The organism is Microvirga sp. TS319 (genome assembly GCF_041276405.1).
GTDB lineage: Bacteria > Pseudomonadota > Alphaproteobacteria > Rhizobiales > Beijerinckiaceae > Microvirga.
The window spans coordinates 1561562-1579817 of record NZ_JBGGGT010000002.1 but is presented as its reverse complement, the minus strand read 5'-3'; the positions used below and the strand labels follow the sequence as shown (position 1 = coordinate 1579817).

The 18256-nt window shown below is 65.3% G+C and carries 15 protein-coding genes; 3 read left to right on the top strand and 12 right to left on the bottom strand.

Going from position 1 to position 18256, the window contains the following annotated elements; genetic code table 11:
- Nucleotides 1-19: 19 nt before the first annotated feature.
- The 10 genes from tatC to AB8841_RS16785 form a co-directional block, all read right to left on the bottom strand.
- Nucleotides 20-826 (bottom strand): twin-arginine translocase subunit TatC, encoded by an 807-nt coding sequence (gene tatC / locus AB8841_RS16830; protein ID WP_370436976.1) that lies wholly within the window; start codon nucleotides 824-826, stop codon nucleotides 20-22.
- A complete protein-coding gene (tatB, locus tag AB8841_RS16825; protein ID WP_370436975.1) occupies nucleotides 826-1392 on the bottom strand; it encodes a Sec-independent protein translocase protein TatB in 567 nt (188 codons plus the stop codon). Before tatB ends, tatC begins: the two co-directional genes overlap by 1 nt.
- Before the next feature lie 60 nt (nucleotides 1393-1452).
- Nucleotides 1453-1692 carry a twin-arginine translocase TatA/TatE family subunit gene (locus tag AB8841_RS16820; RefSeq protein ID WP_370436974.1) on the bottom strand — a complete coding sequence of 80 codons (240 nt, stop codon included), beginning with the start codon at nucleotides 1690-1692 and terminating at the stop codon, nucleotides 1453-1455.
- A 56-nt stretch (nucleotides 1693-1748) separates the two neighbouring features.
- Nucleotides 1749-2873, bottom strand: coding sequence for an ABC transporter ATP-binding protein (locus tag AB8841_RS16815; RefSeq protein WP_370436973.1), 1125 nt, complete (start codon nucleotides 2871-2873; stop codon nucleotides 1749-1751).
- A complete protein-coding gene (gene scpB / locus AB8841_RS16810) occupies nucleotides 2870-3601 on the bottom strand; it encodes an SMC-Scp complex subunit ScpB (protein WP_370439286.1) in 732 nt (243 codons plus the stop codon). Before scpB ends, AB8841_RS16815 begins: the two co-directional genes overlap by 4 nt.
- Nucleotides 3601-4410, bottom strand: coding sequence for a ScpA family protein (locus tag AB8841_RS16805; RefSeq protein WP_370436972.1), 810 nt, complete (start codon nucleotides 4408-4410; stop codon nucleotides 3601-3603). Before AB8841_RS16805 ends, scpB begins: the two co-directional genes overlap by 1 nt.
- A gap of 39 nt (nucleotides 4411-4449) precedes the next feature.
- Nucleotides 4450-5469 carry a beta-N-acetylhexosaminidase gene (nagZ, locus tag AB8841_RS16800; protein ID WP_370436971.1) on the bottom strand — a complete coding sequence of 340 codons (1020 nt, stop codon included), beginning with the start codon at nucleotides 5467-5469 and terminating at the stop codon, nucleotides 4450-4452.
- Nucleotides 5470-5529: 60 nt separating this feature from the next.
- Nucleotides 5530-7002, bottom strand: a complete 1473-nt coding sequence (locus AB8841_RS16795; RefSeq protein WP_370436970.1) for an SPOR domain-containing protein — start codon at nucleotides 7000-7002, stop codon at nucleotides 5530-5532.
- 107 nt (nucleotides 7003-7109) lie between these two features.
- The gene (argS, locus tag AB8841_RS16790) at nucleotides 7110-8873 is read right to left on the bottom strand and encodes an arginine--tRNA ligase (RefSeq protein ID WP_370436969.1); all 1764 of its coding nucleotides are present in this window, start codon (nucleotides 8871-8873) and stop codon (nucleotides 7110-7112) included.
- An 86-nt stretch (nucleotides 8874-8959) separates the two neighbouring features.
- Nucleotides 8960-10168, bottom strand: coding sequence for a deoxyguanosinetriphosphate triphosphohydrolase (locus tag AB8841_RS16785; RefSeq protein ID WP_370436968.1), 1209 nt, complete (start codon nucleotides 10166-10168; stop codon nucleotides 8960-8962).
- 306 nt (nucleotides 10169-10474) lie between these two features.
- Between AB8841_RS16785 and erpA the strand changes: the two genes are divergently transcribed.
- Complete coding sequence (erpA, locus tag AB8841_RS16780; protein ID WP_370436967.1) at nucleotides 10475-10801, top strand: iron-sulfur cluster insertion protein ErpA; 327 nt, start codon at nucleotides 10475-10477, stop codon at nucleotides 10799-10801.
- A gap of 107 nt (nucleotides 10802-10908) precedes the next feature.
- Nucleotides 10909-12762, top strand: a complete 1854-nt coding sequence (locus AB8841_RS16775) for a hypothetical protein (protein WP_370436966.1) — start codon at nucleotides 10909-10911, stop codon at nucleotides 12760-12762.
- 249 nt (nucleotides 12763-13011) lie between these two features.
- Here AB8841_RS16775 and AB8841_RS16770 read toward each other — a convergent pair whose 3' ends face one another.
- Both AB8841_RS16770 and aspS read right to left on the bottom strand, forming a co-directional pair.
- Nucleotides 13012-15315, bottom strand: a complete 2304-nt coding sequence (locus tag AB8841_RS16770; RefSeq protein WP_370436965.1) for an NADP-dependent malic enzyme — start codon at nucleotides 15313-15315, stop codon at nucleotides 13012-13014.
- Between the two features lie 408 nt (nucleotides 15316-15723).
- The gene (gene aspS / locus AB8841_RS16765) at nucleotides 15724-17532 is read right to left on the bottom strand and encodes an aspartate--tRNA ligase (RefSeq protein WP_370439285.1); all 1809 of its coding nucleotides are present in this window, start codon (nucleotides 17530-17532) and stop codon (nucleotides 15724-15726) included.
- 324 nt (nucleotides 17533-17856) lie between these two features.
- Here aspS and AB8841_RS16760 point away from each other — a divergent pair, with 324 nt between their 5' ends.
- Complete coding sequence (locus tag AB8841_RS16760; RefSeq protein WP_370436964.1) at nucleotides 17857-18243, top strand: hypothetical protein; 387 nt, start codon at nucleotides 17857-17859, stop codon at nucleotides 18241-18243.
- The last annotated feature ends 13 nt before the right edge of the window (nucleotides 18244-18256 follow it).

Genomic DNA, 18256 nt, shown 5'->3' with positions numbered 1-18256 from the left:
ACCGGAAGCTCTTCGAGCCTTATCCTTCCGCCGCGCGCGCGGCCTCGGCCTCCGCACGCCTCTTCTCGACCATGCGGACGGAGAAGATGGACGCCTCGTAAAGAAGCAAAGTCGGGACGGCAAGGGAGAACTGGCTGATCACGTCCGGAGGGGTCAGCACGGCCGCGAGCACGAAGACGATCACGATGGCGTAGCGCCGTCTGCTCTTCAGGAATTGCGAATCGATGATTCCGGCCCGGGCCAGAAGGGTCAGGACCACAGGCAGCTGGAAGCAGATGCCGAAGGCGAAGATCAGGGTCATGATCAGCGACAGGTACTCGCTGACCTTGGGCAGGAACTCGATGGCCGGCTCGTTGGCTGTCGCCAGCTGCTGCATGCCCACCGAGAAGCGCATGAGCGTGGGCATGGCGATGAAATAGACGCAGGCCGCGCCGATGGCGAAGAGAACCGGCGTCGCGACAAGATAAGGCAGGAAGGCGCGCCGCTCGTTCTTGTAGAGCCCCGGCGCCACGAACTTGTAGATCTGCGCCGCGATGACCGGGAAGGCCAGGAAGCCCGCTCCGAAGGCCGCCACCTGGATTTGGGTGAACAGGTATTCCAGGCCGTGGGTATAGACGAGATGCGCCCGTTCAGGCGAACCGACCGCGAAAACGTACGGCCAGACCAGGACGTTGTAGATGTACTTCGCGCCGGCAAAGCAGATGAAGAACATGATCACGAAGGCCACGAGCGCCTTGATCAGGCGCGAGCGCAGCTCGGTCAGATGTTCGATCAGAGGCGCGCGCGATGCCTCGACCTCATCCTCGTCGGCGGGGGTGGTGGTCATCAGACTTTTGCGTCCGGTTTCTCTGGGGCCGCTTCCGCAGCGGCCGCCTTCTGTGCCTCGATCTCTGCCTCACGGCGCAGGGATTCGGCAATGGCTTCGGCTGGGTCGTCCACTGGCGGGGGCGGGAGATCGATCAGCGGTTCGGACGGCGCGGGCGCGCGCCCCTCCACGATGGCCTGAGCGGCGGCGTCCCCCACCGGCGGAGGGACATCCGCCACTGGCGCAGGCTCGATTGCGGGCACGGGCTCGATTGCGAGTGCAGGCGCCGTCTCAGGCTTCTCGATGGCCGTCTTCAGCTCGTCGCGGATCGTCTGGATGGGATTAAAGCTCGTGCTGTTGAGACTTGAGACGGAGTCGTTCATGCCCTGGAGCTGCTTCTTGACATCGTCGAGCTCGGCCTCGCGCATGGCCTCGTTGAACTGCCCCTGAAACTCCGCCGCCATGCGGCGCAGCTTCCCCGTGACCTGTCCGACCGTCCGCAGGGCGCGCGGCAGATCTTTCGGGCCGATCACGATCAACGCGACGGCGCCGATCACCATGACCTCACCCCAGCTCATGTCCAACATGGCGCGGCCTCGACCCTGCTTTTACTCACCGCAGCCACGGCTGTGGCTGCCACTCGAAACTCAACCGATCTTGTGATCCGTCGTCGCCGCATTCGTCGGCGTACCGGCCTGATGATCGAGCGTGCGCACCGGCTCGGAGGGCTGCACGGGCTTCGGAGTCTCGTCCTCGGCCATGCCCTTCTTGAAGGCCTTGATGCCCTTGGCGACATCGCCCATCATGTCGGAGATCTTGCCGCGTCCGAAGAGCAGGACAACGATCAAACCCACAACGATCCAATGCCAAATACTAGCGCCACCCATGGCAATCCTCCTGCGCCGTGAAAGGCGCGGCTTCGGAATATCAACTTGCGGCCAACCTATGCGTCGGACGCGGCGAAAACAAGGACATCCTTTGGTCCAACATCGATGCCCACATCCTGACCTTCCTTCACGCCCGCGAGATCGTGAACGCGGGCCTGGAGCGGACGATCGACTCCTTGCACATCGATATGCACCAAATCGACCTCGCCGAGAAAGCGGCGTGATACCACACGCCCCGGCAGGCAGAAGCCTTGCGGTTTCAGCCGCACTCCCTGCGGGCGCACGCAGACGATGGCCGGACCGTCCGGCAAATGCGCAGCCGGGAACACGCCGACCGGGCACGTGACCTGCCGATTGCGCACCTGACCTTCGATCTCGTTGAAGTCGCAGAAAAACCGTGCGGCGAAGAGATTGACGGGATTGCGATAGATCTCCTCCGCCGTCCCCTGCTGCACGATGCCGCCCGACCGCATCAGCACGATCCTGTCGGCGATCCGCATGGCTTCCTCCGGGTCGTGCGTGACGACGATGGTCGTCGCGCCTGTTTCCCTCAGAATTGCGACGGTTTCATCACGGATCGCGTCGCGCATGCGCCTGTCGAGATTGGAGAACGGCTCGTCCATGAGCAGCACGCCGGGCCGGGGCGCGATGGAGCGCGCCAGCGCCACGCGCTGCTGCTCGCCGCCGGACAAGGTATGCGGAAACTCGCTCGCATAATGGTCGAGCCCGACGCGCGACAGGGCCCGCCGGGCCGCGATGTCGGCCTCCGAGGCCGAGAGATCTTTCAGCCCGAACATCACGTTCTGCAGAATCGTCATGTGCGGAAACAGCGCATAGTCCTGGAACATGAGGCCGATGCCGCGCCGCTCCGGCTCCACGAAGCCTCTCGGCCCGCTGACCTCCCGGCCGTCCATCAGCACCCGCCCGGAGGTCGGCGCCTCCACGCCCGCCGCGATGCGCAGGAGCGTTGTCTTGCCGCAGCCCGAATGCCCGAGGAGGCAGACCAGTTCACCCGGCTCGACAGTCAGCGATACTCCATTGAGCGCCTGGGTCGAGCTATAGGTCTGGACGATATCCTCGAACGCCAGCTGAGCCGGGATCGACGCTCCGGCCGTGCCGCGCTGCCCCCATCGGGGCAGCCTGAACCGGTCGCGCGCTGAGATTGGGGGCCTGTCGCTCATTCCCTTCCCGTCTCGTCCATCACCGTCTGATGCATCTCGAGTGGCTCCTGGAACAGCTCGTCCTGATCCAGGGGATCCTCGTCCGCGCGCAGCGCCTCCGCATCCGAGGGGACCGGCACGGACATGTCGGAGGGAACGCGGCCCTCGATGAAGCCCGCGCCCTTCAGCTCCTCGAGGCCCGGGAGGTCCTCGATCGCGTCCAGGCCGAAATGGTCGAGGAAGGCAGGGGTCGTCCCGTAGGTGACGGGTCGCCCCGGCACCTTGCGGCGGCCGCGAAGGCGGATCCATCCGGTTTCCAGCAGCAGGTCCAAAGTCCCCTTGGAGGTGGCGACGCCGCGGATTTCCTCGATCTCCGCGCGGGTGACCGGCTGGTGGTAGGCGATGATCGACAGGGTCTCCATGGCGGCGCGGGAGAGCTTGCGCTGCTCGACTACGTCGCGGGCCAGTACGAAGGCGAGATCGCTCGCCGTGCGGAAGGCCCATTTGCCCGCCACCCGGACGAGGTTGACGCCCCGGAGCGCATACAGCCCCTGGAGGTCCTTCAGGATCTGATCGATATCGGCGCCTTCGGGCAGGCGACCTGCCAGCTCGGCCGCGCTGAGCGGCGCGGCCGAGGCGAACAGAAGAGCCTCGGCGATCCGCATCGCCTCGCCGTGATCGGGCACGTGGCGCTCGACCGACGTCTCTTCGGATGATCCGGCATCCTGCATGCCGGCCGTTTCGTCCATCATGGTTGGGCTCCTGTCTCGGCCGGGTCGGCGACGGATTTGACCCAGACCGGAGCGAAGGCTTCGTCCTGCCTGATCGTGAGCTTGCCCTCGCGGACCATCTCGAGGGTCGCGGACAATGCCGAGGCCAGAACGGTGGGCCGCATGGACGGCTCGACCATGTACTCCACCAGATAGGTATCGAGCGTCACCCAGTCATCGAGGTGGCCGACGAGGCGCTCCAGAGCGTCACGGGCGTCAATCAGTGACCAGACATTGCGCTTGTGGAGGGAAACCCGGCTGTTGAACTGCACCTGCCGTTGCTGCGCATAGGCCTTGAGCAACTCGTAGAGGCCGGCTTCGTAGCGGGCGTCCCTATGAACGATCACGGGTTCGGGCGCGCCGCGGCCGAAGACGTCGCGGCCCAGGAGGGACCGTTCGCCGAGCCTCTTGGCGACCTCGCGGATCGCCTCCAGGCGGCGCAGCCGCAGGGCCAGGGCGGTCGCCAGATCCTCCGCGCTCGGCTCCTCGCCCTTGGGAGGCTCCGGCAGCAGAAGGCGGGACTTCAGGTACGCAAGCCAGGCCGCCATGACGAGGTAATCGGCCGCCAGCTCCAGGCGCATGCGGCGCGCCTCTTCGATGAAGGCGATGTACTGCTCGGCCAGGGCCAGGATCGAGATGCGATGCAGATCGACCTTCTGGCGGCGGGCAAGCTCCAGCAGAAGATCGAGCGGGCCCTCGAACCCGTCCACGTCGACGAAAAGCGCGGGCTCGCTGTCCGCGCGCTCGGCGGTGGGCTCGACGTCCTCGAACGGTAAGGGCTTGGCCATGGGGCGTACTCTACTGAAGCGGGTTCGAGCTTGCGGCGCTTACATCGTCACCGCAAGGGCGGCATCGAGTCTTGCCCGTGCATCCACAGGATCGAGCGGCTCCGGCTCGTGACGGATCCGGGCCAGAGCGGTCTCGGCCCGGCGCAGGGGCTCCCCCTCGAGAACCGGGGATGCCTCGGCCACGGCCGACATCTCCTCCATCTGACCGTTGCAATGCAGGGCCATGTCGCATCCTGCCGCAAAGGCGGCCTCCGTCTTCTCCCGGAAGGAGCCGGAGAGGGCCTTCATGGAGAGGTCGTCGGTCATCAGGAGGCCGTCATAGCCGATATGGCCGCGGATGATGTCCCGGATGACCGCGGCGGAAGTCGTGGCGGGATGCTCCGGATCCAGCGCCGTGTAGACCACATGGGCGGTCATCGCGAGCGGCATGTCGGTCAGCATGCGGAACGGCGCGAAATCGTGACGCTCAAGCTCCTCGCGGGTCGCCTCGACGACGGGCAGCGCCAGATGGCTGTCGGCCCCGGCCCGGCCGTGGCCGGGAATGTGCTTGATCACCGGCAGGACGCCGCCGGCCAGGAGCCCTTCGGCGGCCGCGCGGCCCAGGATGGCCACCTTCTCCGGCGTCTTGCCGTAGGCCCGGTCTCCGATGACGTCGTGCGCGCCGGGCGACGGCACGTCGAGGACGGGCAGGCAGTCCACGGTCACGCCGACGGAGCGCAGATCATGGGCGATCAGCCGCGCGCCGAGTCGGGCCAGCTCCCGCTGGACGAGGGGGTCGTTGGCATGGAGGGCGCCATAGGCGGCGCCGGACGGATATTTCGGCCAATGAGGCGGCCCCAGGCGCTGGACCCGCCCGCCCTCCTGGTCGATGAGAATGGGAGCCTCCTCGCGCCCGACCGCCTCCCGCAGCGAGGCGCAGAGCGCCCTCACCTGCTCGGGGCTGTCGACGTTGCGGCGAAACAGGATGAACCCCCAGGGCGCCGCCTCCTTGAAGAAGGCGATCTCGTCGGGGGTCAGCTCATGGCCGGCGCAGCCAGCGATAAAGGCGCGGGTTTTCATGCCCGCGCCTTAAGTCCCTTGATGGAAGGGGTCAAGAAGTCTTCTCGTCGAGACGGGCCGTCAGTTCTTGGCCACGAAGCACTGACCGCCCTGTCCCTGCAACTTGGAGCAGAGGGAGGAGGCCTCTTCCCGCGACATGGGTCCGACCCGGACGCGAAAGATCGTGTTGCCGTTCACCTCGGCCTTGCGGATCATAGAAGGCAATCCCTCGAGGTCCGAGTACTTTCTCTGATAGGAGGCGAAGGCCGTCTCGGCTGCGCTTTCCGAATTGGCCAGCCCGAGCTGGACCGCATAGCCTCCGGCCGCCGTGGTCGTCGTATCGGTCGCCGCGGGAGCGGCCACGGGAATGGGTTGAGCGGAGGCCACCCTCTGCGGCGCGGGGGCAGCGGCAGGCACCGGATTGACAGGGGTCGCTGCCGCCGGCGTGGGCTTCGGCGCCGACGAGGGCGTGGCGGGCGCCGCTACGGGCGTCGCCGAGGGCGAAACCGGTTTCGGCTGAGCGGTAGCCGGCATCGTCATCGCAGGCGCGGCAGCGGAAGCCGGACGGGCACCCGGCGCCTCGGGAGCGCCGACCATGGATCCATCGGGGCGGATCGTGACGGTACGGACCTTGCGCGGCTCTCCGAGATTCAGACTGTTCGGCGTGCCTCGGCTCTGGGATGCGGCGCTCGCGGCCGTCGCACCCGTGGCGTCCGCCATGGCGGAGCCGTTCGAATGCATGGCCTGCTTGACGTCGACGGGCTGCTCCTCGCGGTTCACCACCTTGGTGTCGGTGGTCTGGGTACGCTCGTAGATCTGCTTGTTCTGGTTCGGAATTTCGACCCCGCCCGGGTTCTGAGGCTGGACCTTGACCGGGGCCTTGGTCGCCTGGACCAGGATCGGCTCTCCGCCCACGGGGCCGGAGGAACCCATGAAGAGATAGGCACCAGCGCCGACCACGGCGATCGCGCCGAGGACTGCGCCCACGGCCACCAATCCCTTGCGGGAGCGGGGCTTGCGAACTGCCGGATAGTCGAGGCGGTCAGGTTGCGCGTAATCATCCTGGCCGTAGCCGTCCGCCTGGCCATATCCATCCACCTGACCGTAGCCGTCGGCCTGGTCGTAATATTCGTCCGCATAGGCTCCCTGATCATGGGAATCCTGCGGCTGAACCGGAGCGGCCTGCTGATAGCCATAGGCCGACGCCCGGCCGCGAGGTGCCTCCGTCCGCGCATAACCGGCCCGGTCGAAGGCCGAGACTTCAAACGCTTCAGCCTGTGCCTGCGGCCGAGCCTGGCGGGCGGCGGGCGTCACATTGTCGCGGGCAGCGAACAGTTCGTCGATCGGCGACGGCTGCTGACGCGGCCGCGCCGCGCCGTCATTGGCCAAAATGGCCTGAAAAGGGTCTTCCTGGCCCACGATCCTGGCCAATTCCGCCAACGGGTCGTTGCGCGTTGCGGCGGCGGGCTGGGACGGATGGGAGCCCGCCTGGGCCAGGTGCCGCTCGATCTCGTTCAGATCGACGGCAAAACGGGGCTTCACTGATTCGCTCATGCGCCGGTTCTCCAGTTACGCGACAGGAGCCCTCATCGCTCCGCCGGCACGACGTGACAGCATCCGGCACACGCCTTTCCCAAGCGGTTGATCCGCATGGGAAAATATTAGCGCATCTCGTCGGGTGCCGTGACGCCCAAGATTGCGAGGCCGGATGCGAGCACCCCCCTGAGGGCATGCACGAGAGCAAGCCTCGCTTTCGTTGAATCTTTATCAGTTAGATTAACAAAGCGTAATTGCGGCAAGTCTTTGCCCTTGTTCCATAAGCTATGGAAGGCGCTGGCGAGGTCGTAGAGGTAGAATGCGACCCGATGCGGCTCGTGAGCTTCGGCCGCCGCCTCCACCACGCGCGGGAACTGGGCGATCCGGTGGATGAGATCCATCTCCGCCTCGTCGCCGAGAATCGCGAGATCGGCCTTCTCCAGCTGGGCCGCCGAGAAGTCCTCCCCGGGGAAAGCCTCCGCCGCCTGACGGAACACCGAGGCGCAGCGGGCATGGGCGTACTGCACGTAGAAGACCGGGTTGTCCTTGGACTGCTCGACCACCTTGGCGAGGTCGAAATCCAAGGTCGCGTCGTTCTTGCGGAAGATCATCATGAAGCGGGTCGCATCGCGGCCCACCTCATCCACCACCTCACGCAGGGTCACGAAGTCGCCGGAGCGTTTCGACATCTTCACGGGCTCGCCGCCGCGAAGGAGTTTGACGAGCTGGCAGAGCTTGACGTCGAGGTCGCCCTGGTTGCCCGTGACGGCCTTCACGGCCGCCTGCATGCGCTTCACATAGCCGCCGTGATCCGCGCCCCAGACGTCGATCATGGAAGCGAAGCCGCGGTCGTACTTGGACCGGTGATAGGCGATGTCGGAGGCGAAATAGGTGTAGGAGCCGTCGGACTTCAGCAGCGGACGATCGACCTCGTCGCCGAAAGCCGTCGCCCGGAACAGGAGCTGCTCGCGATCCTCCCAATCCTCGTCCTTCTGGCCCTTGGGAGGCGGCAGACGTCCCATATAGACGAGATCGCGCCCGCGCAGCTCCGTGATGAGTTCCTTCACGCGGTCTCCGTCGGGGCCGAGCTGCAGGGAGCGTTCGGAGAAGAATACGTCGTGATGGATGTTGAGCACCGCGAGATCGTCGCGGATCATGTCCATCATGGCGTTGATGGTCGCCTCGCGCACGAGCGGGAGCCACTCGGCCTCGGGCTTGCCGAGCAGGCCCTCGCCGTACTCCTTCGCGAGACGCTCGCCGACGGGCTTGAGATAATCCCCCGGATAGAGCCCCTCCGGGATCGCGCCGATATCCTGGCCGAGGGCCTCCCTGTAGCGGAGAAAGGCCGAGCGGGCGAGCACGTCGACCTGCGCGCCCGCATCGTTGATGTAGTACTCGCGGGTCACCTTGTAGCCGGCGAAGTCGAGAAGTCCGGCGAGCGCATCGCCGAACACCGCGCCGCGGCAATGCCCCACATGCATGGGGCCGGTCGGGTTGGCGGAGACGTATTCCACGTTGACGGCGGTGCCGCCCCCCTGCCCGCTCCGGCCGAACCCGGCCGTATCCACCACGGCGGCGCGCAGCACCTCGTGCATGACCTGCGGCGCAAGGCGGATATTGATGAAGCCGGGACCCGCGATCTCCACCTGCGTGACGCGCGGATCGTCCTTGAGATCGGCCGCGATCAGCTCGGCCAGCGCGCGCGGGTTCATGCGCGCCTCCTTGGCGAGCACCATGGCGGCGTTGGTGGCGAGATCGCCGTGGGACGGATCGCGCGGCGGTTCGACCACGACGCGGCTCACATCCAGGCCCGATGGAATTTGGCCCTGCCCGGCCAGACGGCCGAGGGCATCGGCGACCCGCTTCTCAAACAACCCGAAAATGTTCATGGCACTTCATCTCAATGGACGGCCGGTCAGACCCAGCCGCGAAACCGCTCCGGAAGCGGCTCGGCTTTCAAAAGGCTTCGCCGCGCCTAACGCAAGTCCGGCGTCACGTCAAACAAACGCCGGTGTTCGAGGATTGCATACCGATCCGTCATGCCGGCGATGTAATCGGCGACGCGGCGGGCGAGGCGGGGCTCGTCCCCCCGCGGCAGATCCGCCTGCCATTCCTCCGGCATCAGCTCAGGCTCGGCCTTGAAGCGCCGGAACAGGTCCCGCAGGACCTGGTCCGCCTGGGTGCGGACCCGCATCACCTCCGGGTGCCGGTACATATGGGCATAGAGAAAGCGCTTGATGGCGGCGTCCGCCTCGCTCGTCTCCCTGGAGAAGCAGACCATCGTGTCGCCGGCCCTGCGGATCTCCTCGGCGCTTTCGGGCGACAGCGCCGAAAGCCGCCGGTCCCCCTCCGCGACCACGTCCTCCACGAAGCGGGTGATGACCCGCCGAGTCAGTTCGTGGATGCGCCGGGACAGGTCGAGATTCGGCCAGCGCACGTCGATCTCGGCCAGGATCTCATCGAGGAGCGGCACCTCGCGCAGATCGTCGATCCTGAACAGGCCCGCCCTCAGGCCGTCGTCGATATCGTGGGCGTCATAGGCGATGTCGTCGGCGATCGCGGCGGCCTGGGCCTCGCCGCTGGCGAAAGTGGCAAGCTCCAGATCCTGCACCGCGTTGTATTCCATGATCGCGAGCGGCACGCCCCGGGCCGCATAGCGCAGAGTCGGTCGGCCCTCGGCATCGAGCAGCGGGCCGTTGTGCTTCACGAGCCCTTCCAGGGTCTCCCAGGTCAGGTTGAGCCCGTCGTAATCCGGATAGCGGCGTTCCAGGCGTGTGACGACCCGGAGCGCCTGGGCATTGTGGTCGAAGCCCCCGAAACCGGCCATGCATTCCTCGAGCGTGTCCTCGCCCGTATGGCCGAACGGCGTGTGGCCGAGATCGTGTGACAGCGCCAGGGCTTCGGCCAGGTCCTCGTCGAGACCGAGCGACCGGGCCAGGGCGCGCGCGATCTGGCTCACCTCGATGGTATGGGTCAGGCGCGTGCGGAAATGGTCGCCCTCGTGGTAGACGAACACCTGCGTCTTATGCTTAAGCCGCCGGAAGGCCGAAGAATGGATGATCCGGTCCCGGTCCCGCTGGAATTCGCTGCGGGTCGGCGAAACTGCCGTTGGGTAAAGTCTCCCACGGCTCGCCCATGGGTCGCAGGCATAGGGAGCTCGCCATCTCTCGCCAAAGGGCCGCACGGATCATCCTCGGGTTGAAGCCTTGTCAGGGCGCACTTACCTTGTCTTAAGAGCTTGTCCAAGACCCTAGCGCATCGTGCGGAAAAGTGGATCCGGTATTCCGCTCAAACGATGCGCTGTTCTATAGTAGGAGCATCGGATTCAATCCCAAAAGTGGAGTCCACTTTTGGGTCCGATGCTCTGGTCATTTGCCGTTTTGGCAGCAAATGACCAAGGGATATAGTGTACGATCGCATTTTCGGGCGGCGAACCGGTATCCACTTCGCCTGAAAATGCTCTTATGTCCTTATGAGGACCGGAAGTACGATGACTGGAATTTCCCTGACCGAGCGCGCCGCCCGCCGCATCAATGAGATCATGACAGCCGAGCCGGAAGGCTCGATGCTGAGAATCAGCGTCAATGGAGGCGGCTGTTCGGGGTTCCAATACGCCTTCGACGTGGACCGAACCCGTCAGGACGACGACCTCCTCATCGAGAAGGACGGGGCCAGGGTCGTGGTGGACGAAGTGTCCATCCAATACATGGACGGCGCCGTCATCGACTTCGTGGACGACCTGATCGGCCAGTCCTTCAAGATCGAGAACCCCCATGCCACGGCCTCCTGCGGCTGCGGCACCTCATTCTCCTTGTGAAACTTTGCTCCTTGTGAAACTTTGTCGCCCGAATTAGCCTTTTGCGAAGACATTCCGGCCTGAAGGAACGAACCTTCAGGCTTTCGGCTTTTTGCGGGATCCCGACAATGAAGATTCTTCACCGCTCAGGCGTGTGCGCACTCGCCCTCGTGGCCGGAACGGCGGCCATGAGGTTCGAGCCGACGGTCCTTCGCGACCTCGTCGCAGGCGGCGGCTCGCACGAGGTCTCCATCGGAGCCGTGAGAACCTCCCTCTGGAGCGCGGCCTTCGCCCAGACCCTCGACAGCTTCACCCTGGAGAACGTCCGCTTCAGCTGGGGCGGCGCGGATTATGAAGCCAAGCAGGTGACGTTCACGGGCGTCTCGGTGCCCCGCGGCGACATCGAAAGCCTCTTCTCCTCCGGATCCGGCCCGCTCGCCGACAAGCTCGCCCGGATCGACGCCAAGCAGGTGACCATTCCCGAGCTGAGGATCACGCAGAAGATCGGCCAGGACACGCAGACCTCTCTTCATCGGAACGTCGCGCTGAAGGATATCGCGCAGGGCCGGATCGCCTCCGCGACGGTCGAGGCCAGCGCGGTCGAGGGTACGGGCAGCCAGGGCAAGAGCCTGATCAGCTACGGGCGGATCTCCGTGAGCGACGTCGATGTGCCCGCCTTCGTCAGACTCTACGACACGAAGGATGCCTCCGCCCCCCTGACGAAAATTTACGGCGCCTTCTCCATCGAGAAGATCGACATGAGGGATGCCGGTGGCGACTACGGCATCCAGGTTGCCCGCCTCAGTGGCCGGGACATCATGGCCCGTCCGACGCGGGATTCCTGGAACGGCACGATCACGGCCATCGACGAGCTGGCTCAGAAGGGCGAGACTACGCCCGAAGAGCAGACCCGTCTCATGCATATCGCCGCCGACCTTCTCGGCGCCTTCGACGCAGGGCTCGTAGAGGCCACCGGAATCACATTCAAGGGTGACGGGAAGGACAACAAGGGAACGGGCTCCATCGCGCGCCTGGCCTATTCCGGCGCGAATGGTGCGCAACGCTCGGAAATGCGCATGGAGGGCATCGACGTCGGCGACGCGGACGGCCATCTCAAGGTCGGCGCGATCAGCCTCTCGGGCTTCTCCCTTGCGCCGACCATCGAAGGGCTCAAGTCCCTCGACAGCCGATCCCTGACCGACCTCGACAGCGCGGCCCTGCGCAGCCTCGTTCCCACTCTCGGAACATTGCGCATGACGGGCCTCGACATCGATGCTTCGAGCAAGGACGAGGACAAGCCCGACGAGCGGATCCGCGTCGTTCTGGGCCTCATGGAGCTCACGGCGGACAAGCCCGTCAACGGCATCCCGACGAATATCCGCTTCGAGCAGCGCGACTTCTCCACGGCCCTTCCGGGGGATAGCGACGACGAACTCGTCCAGCAGCTTCAGTCGCTCGGCTACAAGTCCGTCGACGGCTCCCTGGTGATCGCTGCCAGCTGGAACGAGGCCTCGAAGGAGATCGCCATCACGGAGCTCTCCATGGACGGCAAGGACATGGGAAGCCTGCGCATGACCGGCCTTATCGGCAATGTCAGCCCGGATCTCTTCAGCGCCGACGAAGCGACCGCCTCGGCCGCGCTGATCGGCGCCAAAGCGAAGGCCGCCCGCATCGCAATCGAGAACAAGGGGCTGGTCGAGCGCTATCTGGCCAATGCCGCGAAGGAGGAAGGCGCCTCGCCGGAGGCCCTGCGGAAGCTCTACGCAGGCGCAACGCCGCTCGTGCTCTCGAGCATGATCGGCAATTCGGAGCAGGCCCAGGCACTGGGCAAGGCCATCGCGCGCTTCATCGAAAAGCCCGGCAGGCTGACCATCGAAGCCGAGCCGAAGAACCCCTCGGGCTTCGGCCTGATGGACGTGATGCTCACGTCCGATCCGAAGGCACTCGTGAACAAGCTCAAGATCACCGCGAAGGCCGAGTGAGCCTGATGCGCTCGTCGCCATGCCCGGCCTTGAGCCGGGCACTCACGTCTTGATGGCTCACTGGCTCCGAAGGCGGCGATGGACGGCCCCGGATCGAGTCCGGGGACGTCCATGACGACAGAACGTCTTGACGGTGACGGCGCGAACTAGAGCAAATTGCATTCTGACGGGATCAGAATGCTTGCTCTTTCTCTTTGGCGAAGCATCGTTTTTCGCGAAGAACCGGTTCCCACTTCTTCGCACGATGCTCTAGATCAGCGCCGGCTGATCCTGCTCGGCGGCCTGCGCCTCGACGACCGCGATGGCTGTGAGGTTGACGATGCCGCGGGCAGTGACGGACGGCGTGAGGATGTGCGCAGGCTTTGCCGGGCCGATGAGAATGGGTCCCACCGGCAGCGAATCCGCCAGGATCTTCGTGAACTGGAAGGCGATATTGGCCGCGTCCAGGTTCGGCATGATCAGCACGTTCGCCTCGCCCGTCAGGCGCGATCCGGGGTTCACCCGGTCGCGGATCATCTGGGAGAGAGCCGCGTCCGCCTGCATCTCGCCGTCGACCTCCAGGTCGGGAGCGCGCTCGTTGATGCAGGCCAGGGCGTCGCGCATCTTCACGGCCGAGCGCGTATCCGCGGCGCCGAAATCCGCGTGCGAGAGCAGCGCGATCTTCGGCTCCAGGCCGAAGCGGCGCACATGGCTCGCGCAGGCGATCGTCATATCGGCGATCTCCTCCGCGCTCGGATCGAACTGCACGTGCGTGTCCGCCAGGAAATACGCTCCCTTGGGCGTGATCACCAGCGACAGAGCCGCCATCTCGTGGACGCCCGGAGCAAGGCCGATGATGTCCTTGATGTGCTTCACGCGGGACTGGAAACGTCCCTCGAGGCCGCAGATCAGCGCATCCGCATCGCCGCGCCGCACGGCGAGCGCGCCGATGACGGTGGAATTGGTGCGCACCAGCGTCTTCGCGGCATCCGGCGTGATGCCTTTGCGGCCCGCCGCCTCCACGTAGGACGCCACGTAGTCGCGATAGCGCGGATCGTCTTCCGGATTCACCAGCTCGAACTCACGCCCGATGCTCATGGACAGGCCGAAGCGTTTGATGCGCGTCTCCACCACGCTGGGGCGGCCGATCAGGATCGGCTTTGCCAGCCCTTCCTCGGCGATCACCTGCACGGCGCGCAGCACGCGCTCGTCCTCGCCCTCGGCATAGATCACGCGCTTCGGGTTCGACTTCGCCTTCGAGAACAGCGGCTTCATGATGAAGCCGGAGCGGAACACGAAGCGGCCGAGCGATTCCGTGTAGGCCTCCAGGTCCCCCAGCGGGCGCGTGGCGACGCCCGTATCCATGGCAGCCTTGGCGACCGCCGGGGCGATGCGCAGGATCAGGCGCGGATCGAAGGGGCTCGGGATCAGGGACTTGCGCCCGAAGGGGTGCGCCTCGCCGCCATAGGCCCGCGCGACCACTTCCGACGGCGCCTCCCGGGCGAGACCCGCGATCGCCTGAACCGCGGCGGCCTTCATCTCCTCGTTGATGGTGGTTGCGCCCACGTCGAGCGCGCCGCGGAAGATGTAGGGGAAGCACAGGACGTTGTTGACCTGATTCGGATAATCGGAGCGTCCGGTGCAGATCATGGCGTCGGGGCGAACCGCCTCGGCCTCCTCCGGCATGATCTCGGGGTAAGGATTGGCGAGCGCCAGGATCAGCGGGCGCGGCGCCATCTCGGCCACCATCTCGGGCTTGAGAACCCCGCCCGCCGAAAGGCCCAGGAACACATCCGCGTTCGGGATCACGTCGGCGAGCGTGCGCAGGTCGGTCTTCTGCGCGTAGACCGACTTCCAGCGGTCCATGAGCTCGTTGCGCCCATCATGGACCACGCCCTCGATGTCGGTGACCCAGATATTCTCGCGCTTGGCGCCCAGCGACACGAGCAGGTTGAGGCAGGCGAGCGCGGCGGCACCCGCGCCGGAGGTGACGATCTTCACCTCGCCGATGTCCTTGCCCGCGAGCTCCAGGGCATTGGTGACGGCGGCGCCGACGATGATGGCGGTGCCGTGCTGGTCGTCATGGAAGACCGGGATGCCCATGCGGCTCTTGAGCTGCTCCTCCACCTCGAAGCATTCGGGAGCCTTGATGTCTTCGAGATTGATGCCGCCGAAGGTGGGCTCGAGCGCCGCGATCACTTCGACGAGCTTGTCCACGCGCTTCTCGTCAACCTCGATGTCGAACACGTCGATGCCGGAGAATTTCTTGAACAGGACCGCCTTGCCCTCCATGACGGGCTTCGAGGCGAGCGGACCGATGTCCCCCAGGCCCAGCACGGCGGTGCCATTGGAGATCACGGCCACGAGGTTCTGGCGAGAGGTCAGGTTGGCGGCCTCGGCCGGATCGGCCGCGATGGCCTGGCAGGGCGCGGCCACGCCCGGAGAATAGGCCAAAGCCAGGTCACGCTGATTGCCGAGGGGCTTGGTCGGCTGGATCTCGAGCTTACCGGGGCGCGGGTGCTGGTGGTAGAACATCGCCCCCGATTTCAAATCCTGCGAGATGTTCTCCGGCATCGCCAACGCTCCTTACACAAGCCGTTTAACCTGAAAGGCCCTTGTGCGCGCCCTTGCTCTTTGCGTCAACGCTCTTCTCTCGGCGCTGGCGCATCGTGCGAAAAAGTGGACCCGGCTTTTCGCCAGAACGATGCGCTGCTCTATAGGGGAGCATGGAATTGATCCCAAAGGTGGAATCCCCTTTCGGGTCCGATGATCGAGGGGGAATCCCGGTGCGGACATGACGGGTCTGCCTGGAACGCAAGTGGCCCGGATCAAGTCCGGGGACGGCCATGACGCGGGAAGGAAGCCTCCTGCCCCCTTATCGTCATCTCCGGCCTTAGCGCATCATGCCTCAAAGACGCGAATGGCCGCAGCGAGTGCGGCCATGACGCGGTGATCGGGTCTCGCGCTGTCCGGCCGAGGCCCTTATTTCTCCGGCAGATTCGTCCGGATGTGCAGTTCGCGAAGCTGCTTGGGCGTCGCCTCGGAGGGTGCGCCGAGCAGGAGGTCCTCCGCCTTCTGGTTCATCGGGAAGAGCGTGATCTCGCGCAGGTTGTGCGCCCCGCAGAGCAGCATCACGATGCGGTCCACGCCCGCCGCCATGCCGCCGTGGGGCGGTGCGCCGTACTGGAAGGCGCGGTACATGCCGCCGAAGCGGTCCATCACTTCCTTCTCGCCGTAGCCGGCGATCTCGAAGGCCTTCACCATCCGGTCGGGACGGTGGTTGCGGATGCTCCCCGAGGCCATCTCGTAGCCGTTGCAGACCATGTCGTACTGGAAGGCCGTGATCTTGAGGATCTTGTCCTTGTCCGACGGGTCGAGCGCCATGAACTCGTCATGACCCATATCGGCCATGGAGAACGGGTTGTGGGAGAAGTCGATCTTCTTCTCGTCCTCGTTCCACTCGTATTGCGGGAAATCGACGATCCAGCAGAAGGCGAACTGGTCCTTGTTGCCCAGGCCCAGCTCGTCGCCGATGCGCACGCGCGCCTTACCGGCGAGCGAAGCCGCCTTGTCCTCGGTACCGGCCGAGAAGAACACGGCATCGCCCGGCTGGATGCCGGCCTTCTCGCGGATCGCCGCCTGGGCGGCTTCCGGGATGAACTTGGCGATCGGGCCTTTGCCGAGGATCTGGCCGCCCTCCTCCTCGAACACGATGTAACCGAGGCCGGGCGCGCCTTCCGAGCGGGCCCAATCGTTGAGCTTGTCGAAGAAGGAGCGGGGCTGCGAAGCGGCACCGGTGGCCGGGATGGCGCGCACGACGCCGCCGGACTTGATGACGTTCTTGAACGCGTTGAAGGTCACGTCCTCACGCTCGAACACCTCCGACACGTCGGCGATCACGAGAGGATTGCGCAGATCCGGCTTGTCGGTGCCGTATTTCAGCATCGCCTCGAAATAGGGAATCCGCGGAAAAACGTCCGTCACGGGCTTGCCGTCGGCGAATTCCTTGAAGGTATCGCGGATCACCGGCTCCATGGTCTGGAAGACGTCTTCCTGAGTGATGAAGCTCATCTCCACGTCGAGCTGGTAGAACTCGCCCGGCAGACGGTCGGCGCGCGGGTCCTCGTCGCGGAAGCAGGGCGCGATCTGGAAGTACCGGTCGAAGCCGGAGATCATGATCAGCTGCTTGAACTGCTGCGGAGCCTGCGGCAGCGCATAGAACTGGCCGGGATGGATGCGCGAGGGCACCAGGAAGTCGCGCGCGCCCTCGGGCGAGGAGGCCGTCAGGATCGGCGTCGTGAACTCGAAGAAGCCGCCGGTCTTCATGCGGGTGCGCAGGCTGTCGATGATCGCGCCGCGCTTCATGATGTTGTTGTGCAGCTTCTCGCGGCGAAGATCGAGATACCGGTACTTGAGACGGGTCTCCTCCGGGTATTCCTGGTCGCCGAAGACCGGCATCGGCAGCTCGTCCGACGGGCCCAGCACCTCCATGTCGGTGATGTAGACCTCGATCATGCCGGTGGGCAGCTCCGGGTTCTCGGTGCCGGCCGGGCGCTTGCGGACCTTGCCGTCGACGCGGATCACCCATTCCGAACGGGCGGTTTCGGCCATCTTGAAGGCCGGAGAATCCGGATCGATCACGCACTGCGTCATGCCGTAATGGTCGCGCAGATCGATGAACAGCACGCCGCCATGGTCGCGGATGCGGTGGCACCAGCCGGAAAGGCGAGCCAGCTGGCCGACATCGGATTCGCGGAGCGCGCCGCAGGTATGGGAACGGTAACGGTGCATGGAGGCGGACATGGGAAAAAGCCTGCTGGTTCGGTGTCCCGCGCAACATCCATGGGAGGCCCGGGAAGTCAAGGCGGAAGGCGGAAATGAGGGCAGATGGCTCGATTTCGGCCCTCCTGCCCGCCATGAGTACTCCCCCGTCATGGCTGGGCTTGTCCAGACCATCCACGTCTTCACGAAGCGTTGCGCCTGGAAGGCATGCCCCTGGACAAGCCCGGGGACGACGTGGAGGGCCCCCTTGGCGCCCCCCCGGGGCACGGTCCGGGCATCCGATTTTTCCCTCAAACCCTTATTTTCCAAGACTTTTGCCTTGAAGAACAAAGCGTGAATTACCATATCGATCTCATGGCGATGACTCATGCGACAACCCTGCTCAAGCACGGGCCGAACGCTCCGATCGAGGAGCGGATCGAGGGGAACTGGCACGTCTATCCCTTCGACGGCGCCCTCGAGATCGATTATGTGGACCAGGCCGGCAACGCGACCCGGCGCTGGGTGATCGCACGCGAGCTGAAAGTGGGCCCCGGCAAGATGCTGCTCGGCGGCATCGACATGTCCGACGACGGCTACCGTGGTTTCCGGGTGGATCGGATCGAACGTCTTGAGGACGCAGAGACGGGGTTCGTGGTCGACCGGAATATCCTGGACTGGCTCATGAAGCGGGCGGAAAAGCAGTCAAAAGAGCGGAGGAAAGCCCTTCGACGCGCCTAAGGAGGGGTCGCCT

Coding starts and splice junctions, on each gene's coding strand:
- AB8841_RS16775 (WP_370436966.1), top strand. CDS start 10,909: ATGAAGATTCTTCACCGCTCAGGCGTGTGCGCACTCGCCCTCGTGGCC.
- AB8841_RS16820 (WP_370436974.1), bottom strand. CDS start 1,692: ATGGGTGGCGCTAGTATTTGGCATTGGATCGTTGTGGGTTTGATCGTT.
- scpB (WP_370439286.1), bottom strand. CDS start 3,601: ATGGACGAAACGGCCGGCATGCAGGATGCCGGATCATCCGAAGAGACG.
- nagZ (WP_370436971.1), bottom strand. CDS start 5,469: ATGAAAACCCGCGCCTTTATCGCTGGCTGCGCCGGCCATGAGCTGACC.
- AB8841_RS16805 (WP_370436972.1), bottom strand. CDS start 4,410: ATGGCCAAGCCCTTACCGTTCGAGGACGTCGAGCCCACCGCCGAGCGC.
- AB8841_RS16815 (WP_370436973.1), bottom strand. CDS start 2,873: ATGAGCGACAGGCCCCCAATCTCAGCGCGCGACCGGTTCAGGCTGCCC.
- argS (WP_370436969.1), bottom strand. CDS start 8,873: ATGAACATTTTCGGGTTGTTTGAGAAGCGGGTCGCCGATGCCCTCGGC.
- aspS (WP_370439285.1), bottom strand. CDS start 17,532: ATGCACCGTTACCGTTCCCATACCTGCGGCGCGCTCCGCGAATCCGAT.
- erpA (WP_370436967.1), top strand. CDS start 10,475: ATGACTGGAATTTCCCTGACCGAGCGCGCCGCCCGCCGCATCAATGAG.
- AB8841_RS16770 (WP_370436965.1), bottom strand. CDS start 15,315: ATGCCGGAGAACATCTCGCAGGATTTGAAATCGGGGGCGATGTTCTAC.
- tatC (WP_370436976.1), bottom strand. CDS start 826: ATGACCACCACCCCCGCCGACGAGGATGAGGTCGAGGCATCGCGCGCG.
- AB8841_RS16795 (WP_370436970.1), bottom strand. CDS start 7,002: ATGAGCGAATCAGTGAAGCCCCGTTTTGCCGTCGATCTGAACGAGATC.
- tatB (WP_370436975.1), bottom strand. CDS start 1,392: ATGTTGGACATGAGCTGGGGTGAGGTCATGGTGATCGGCGCCGTCGCG.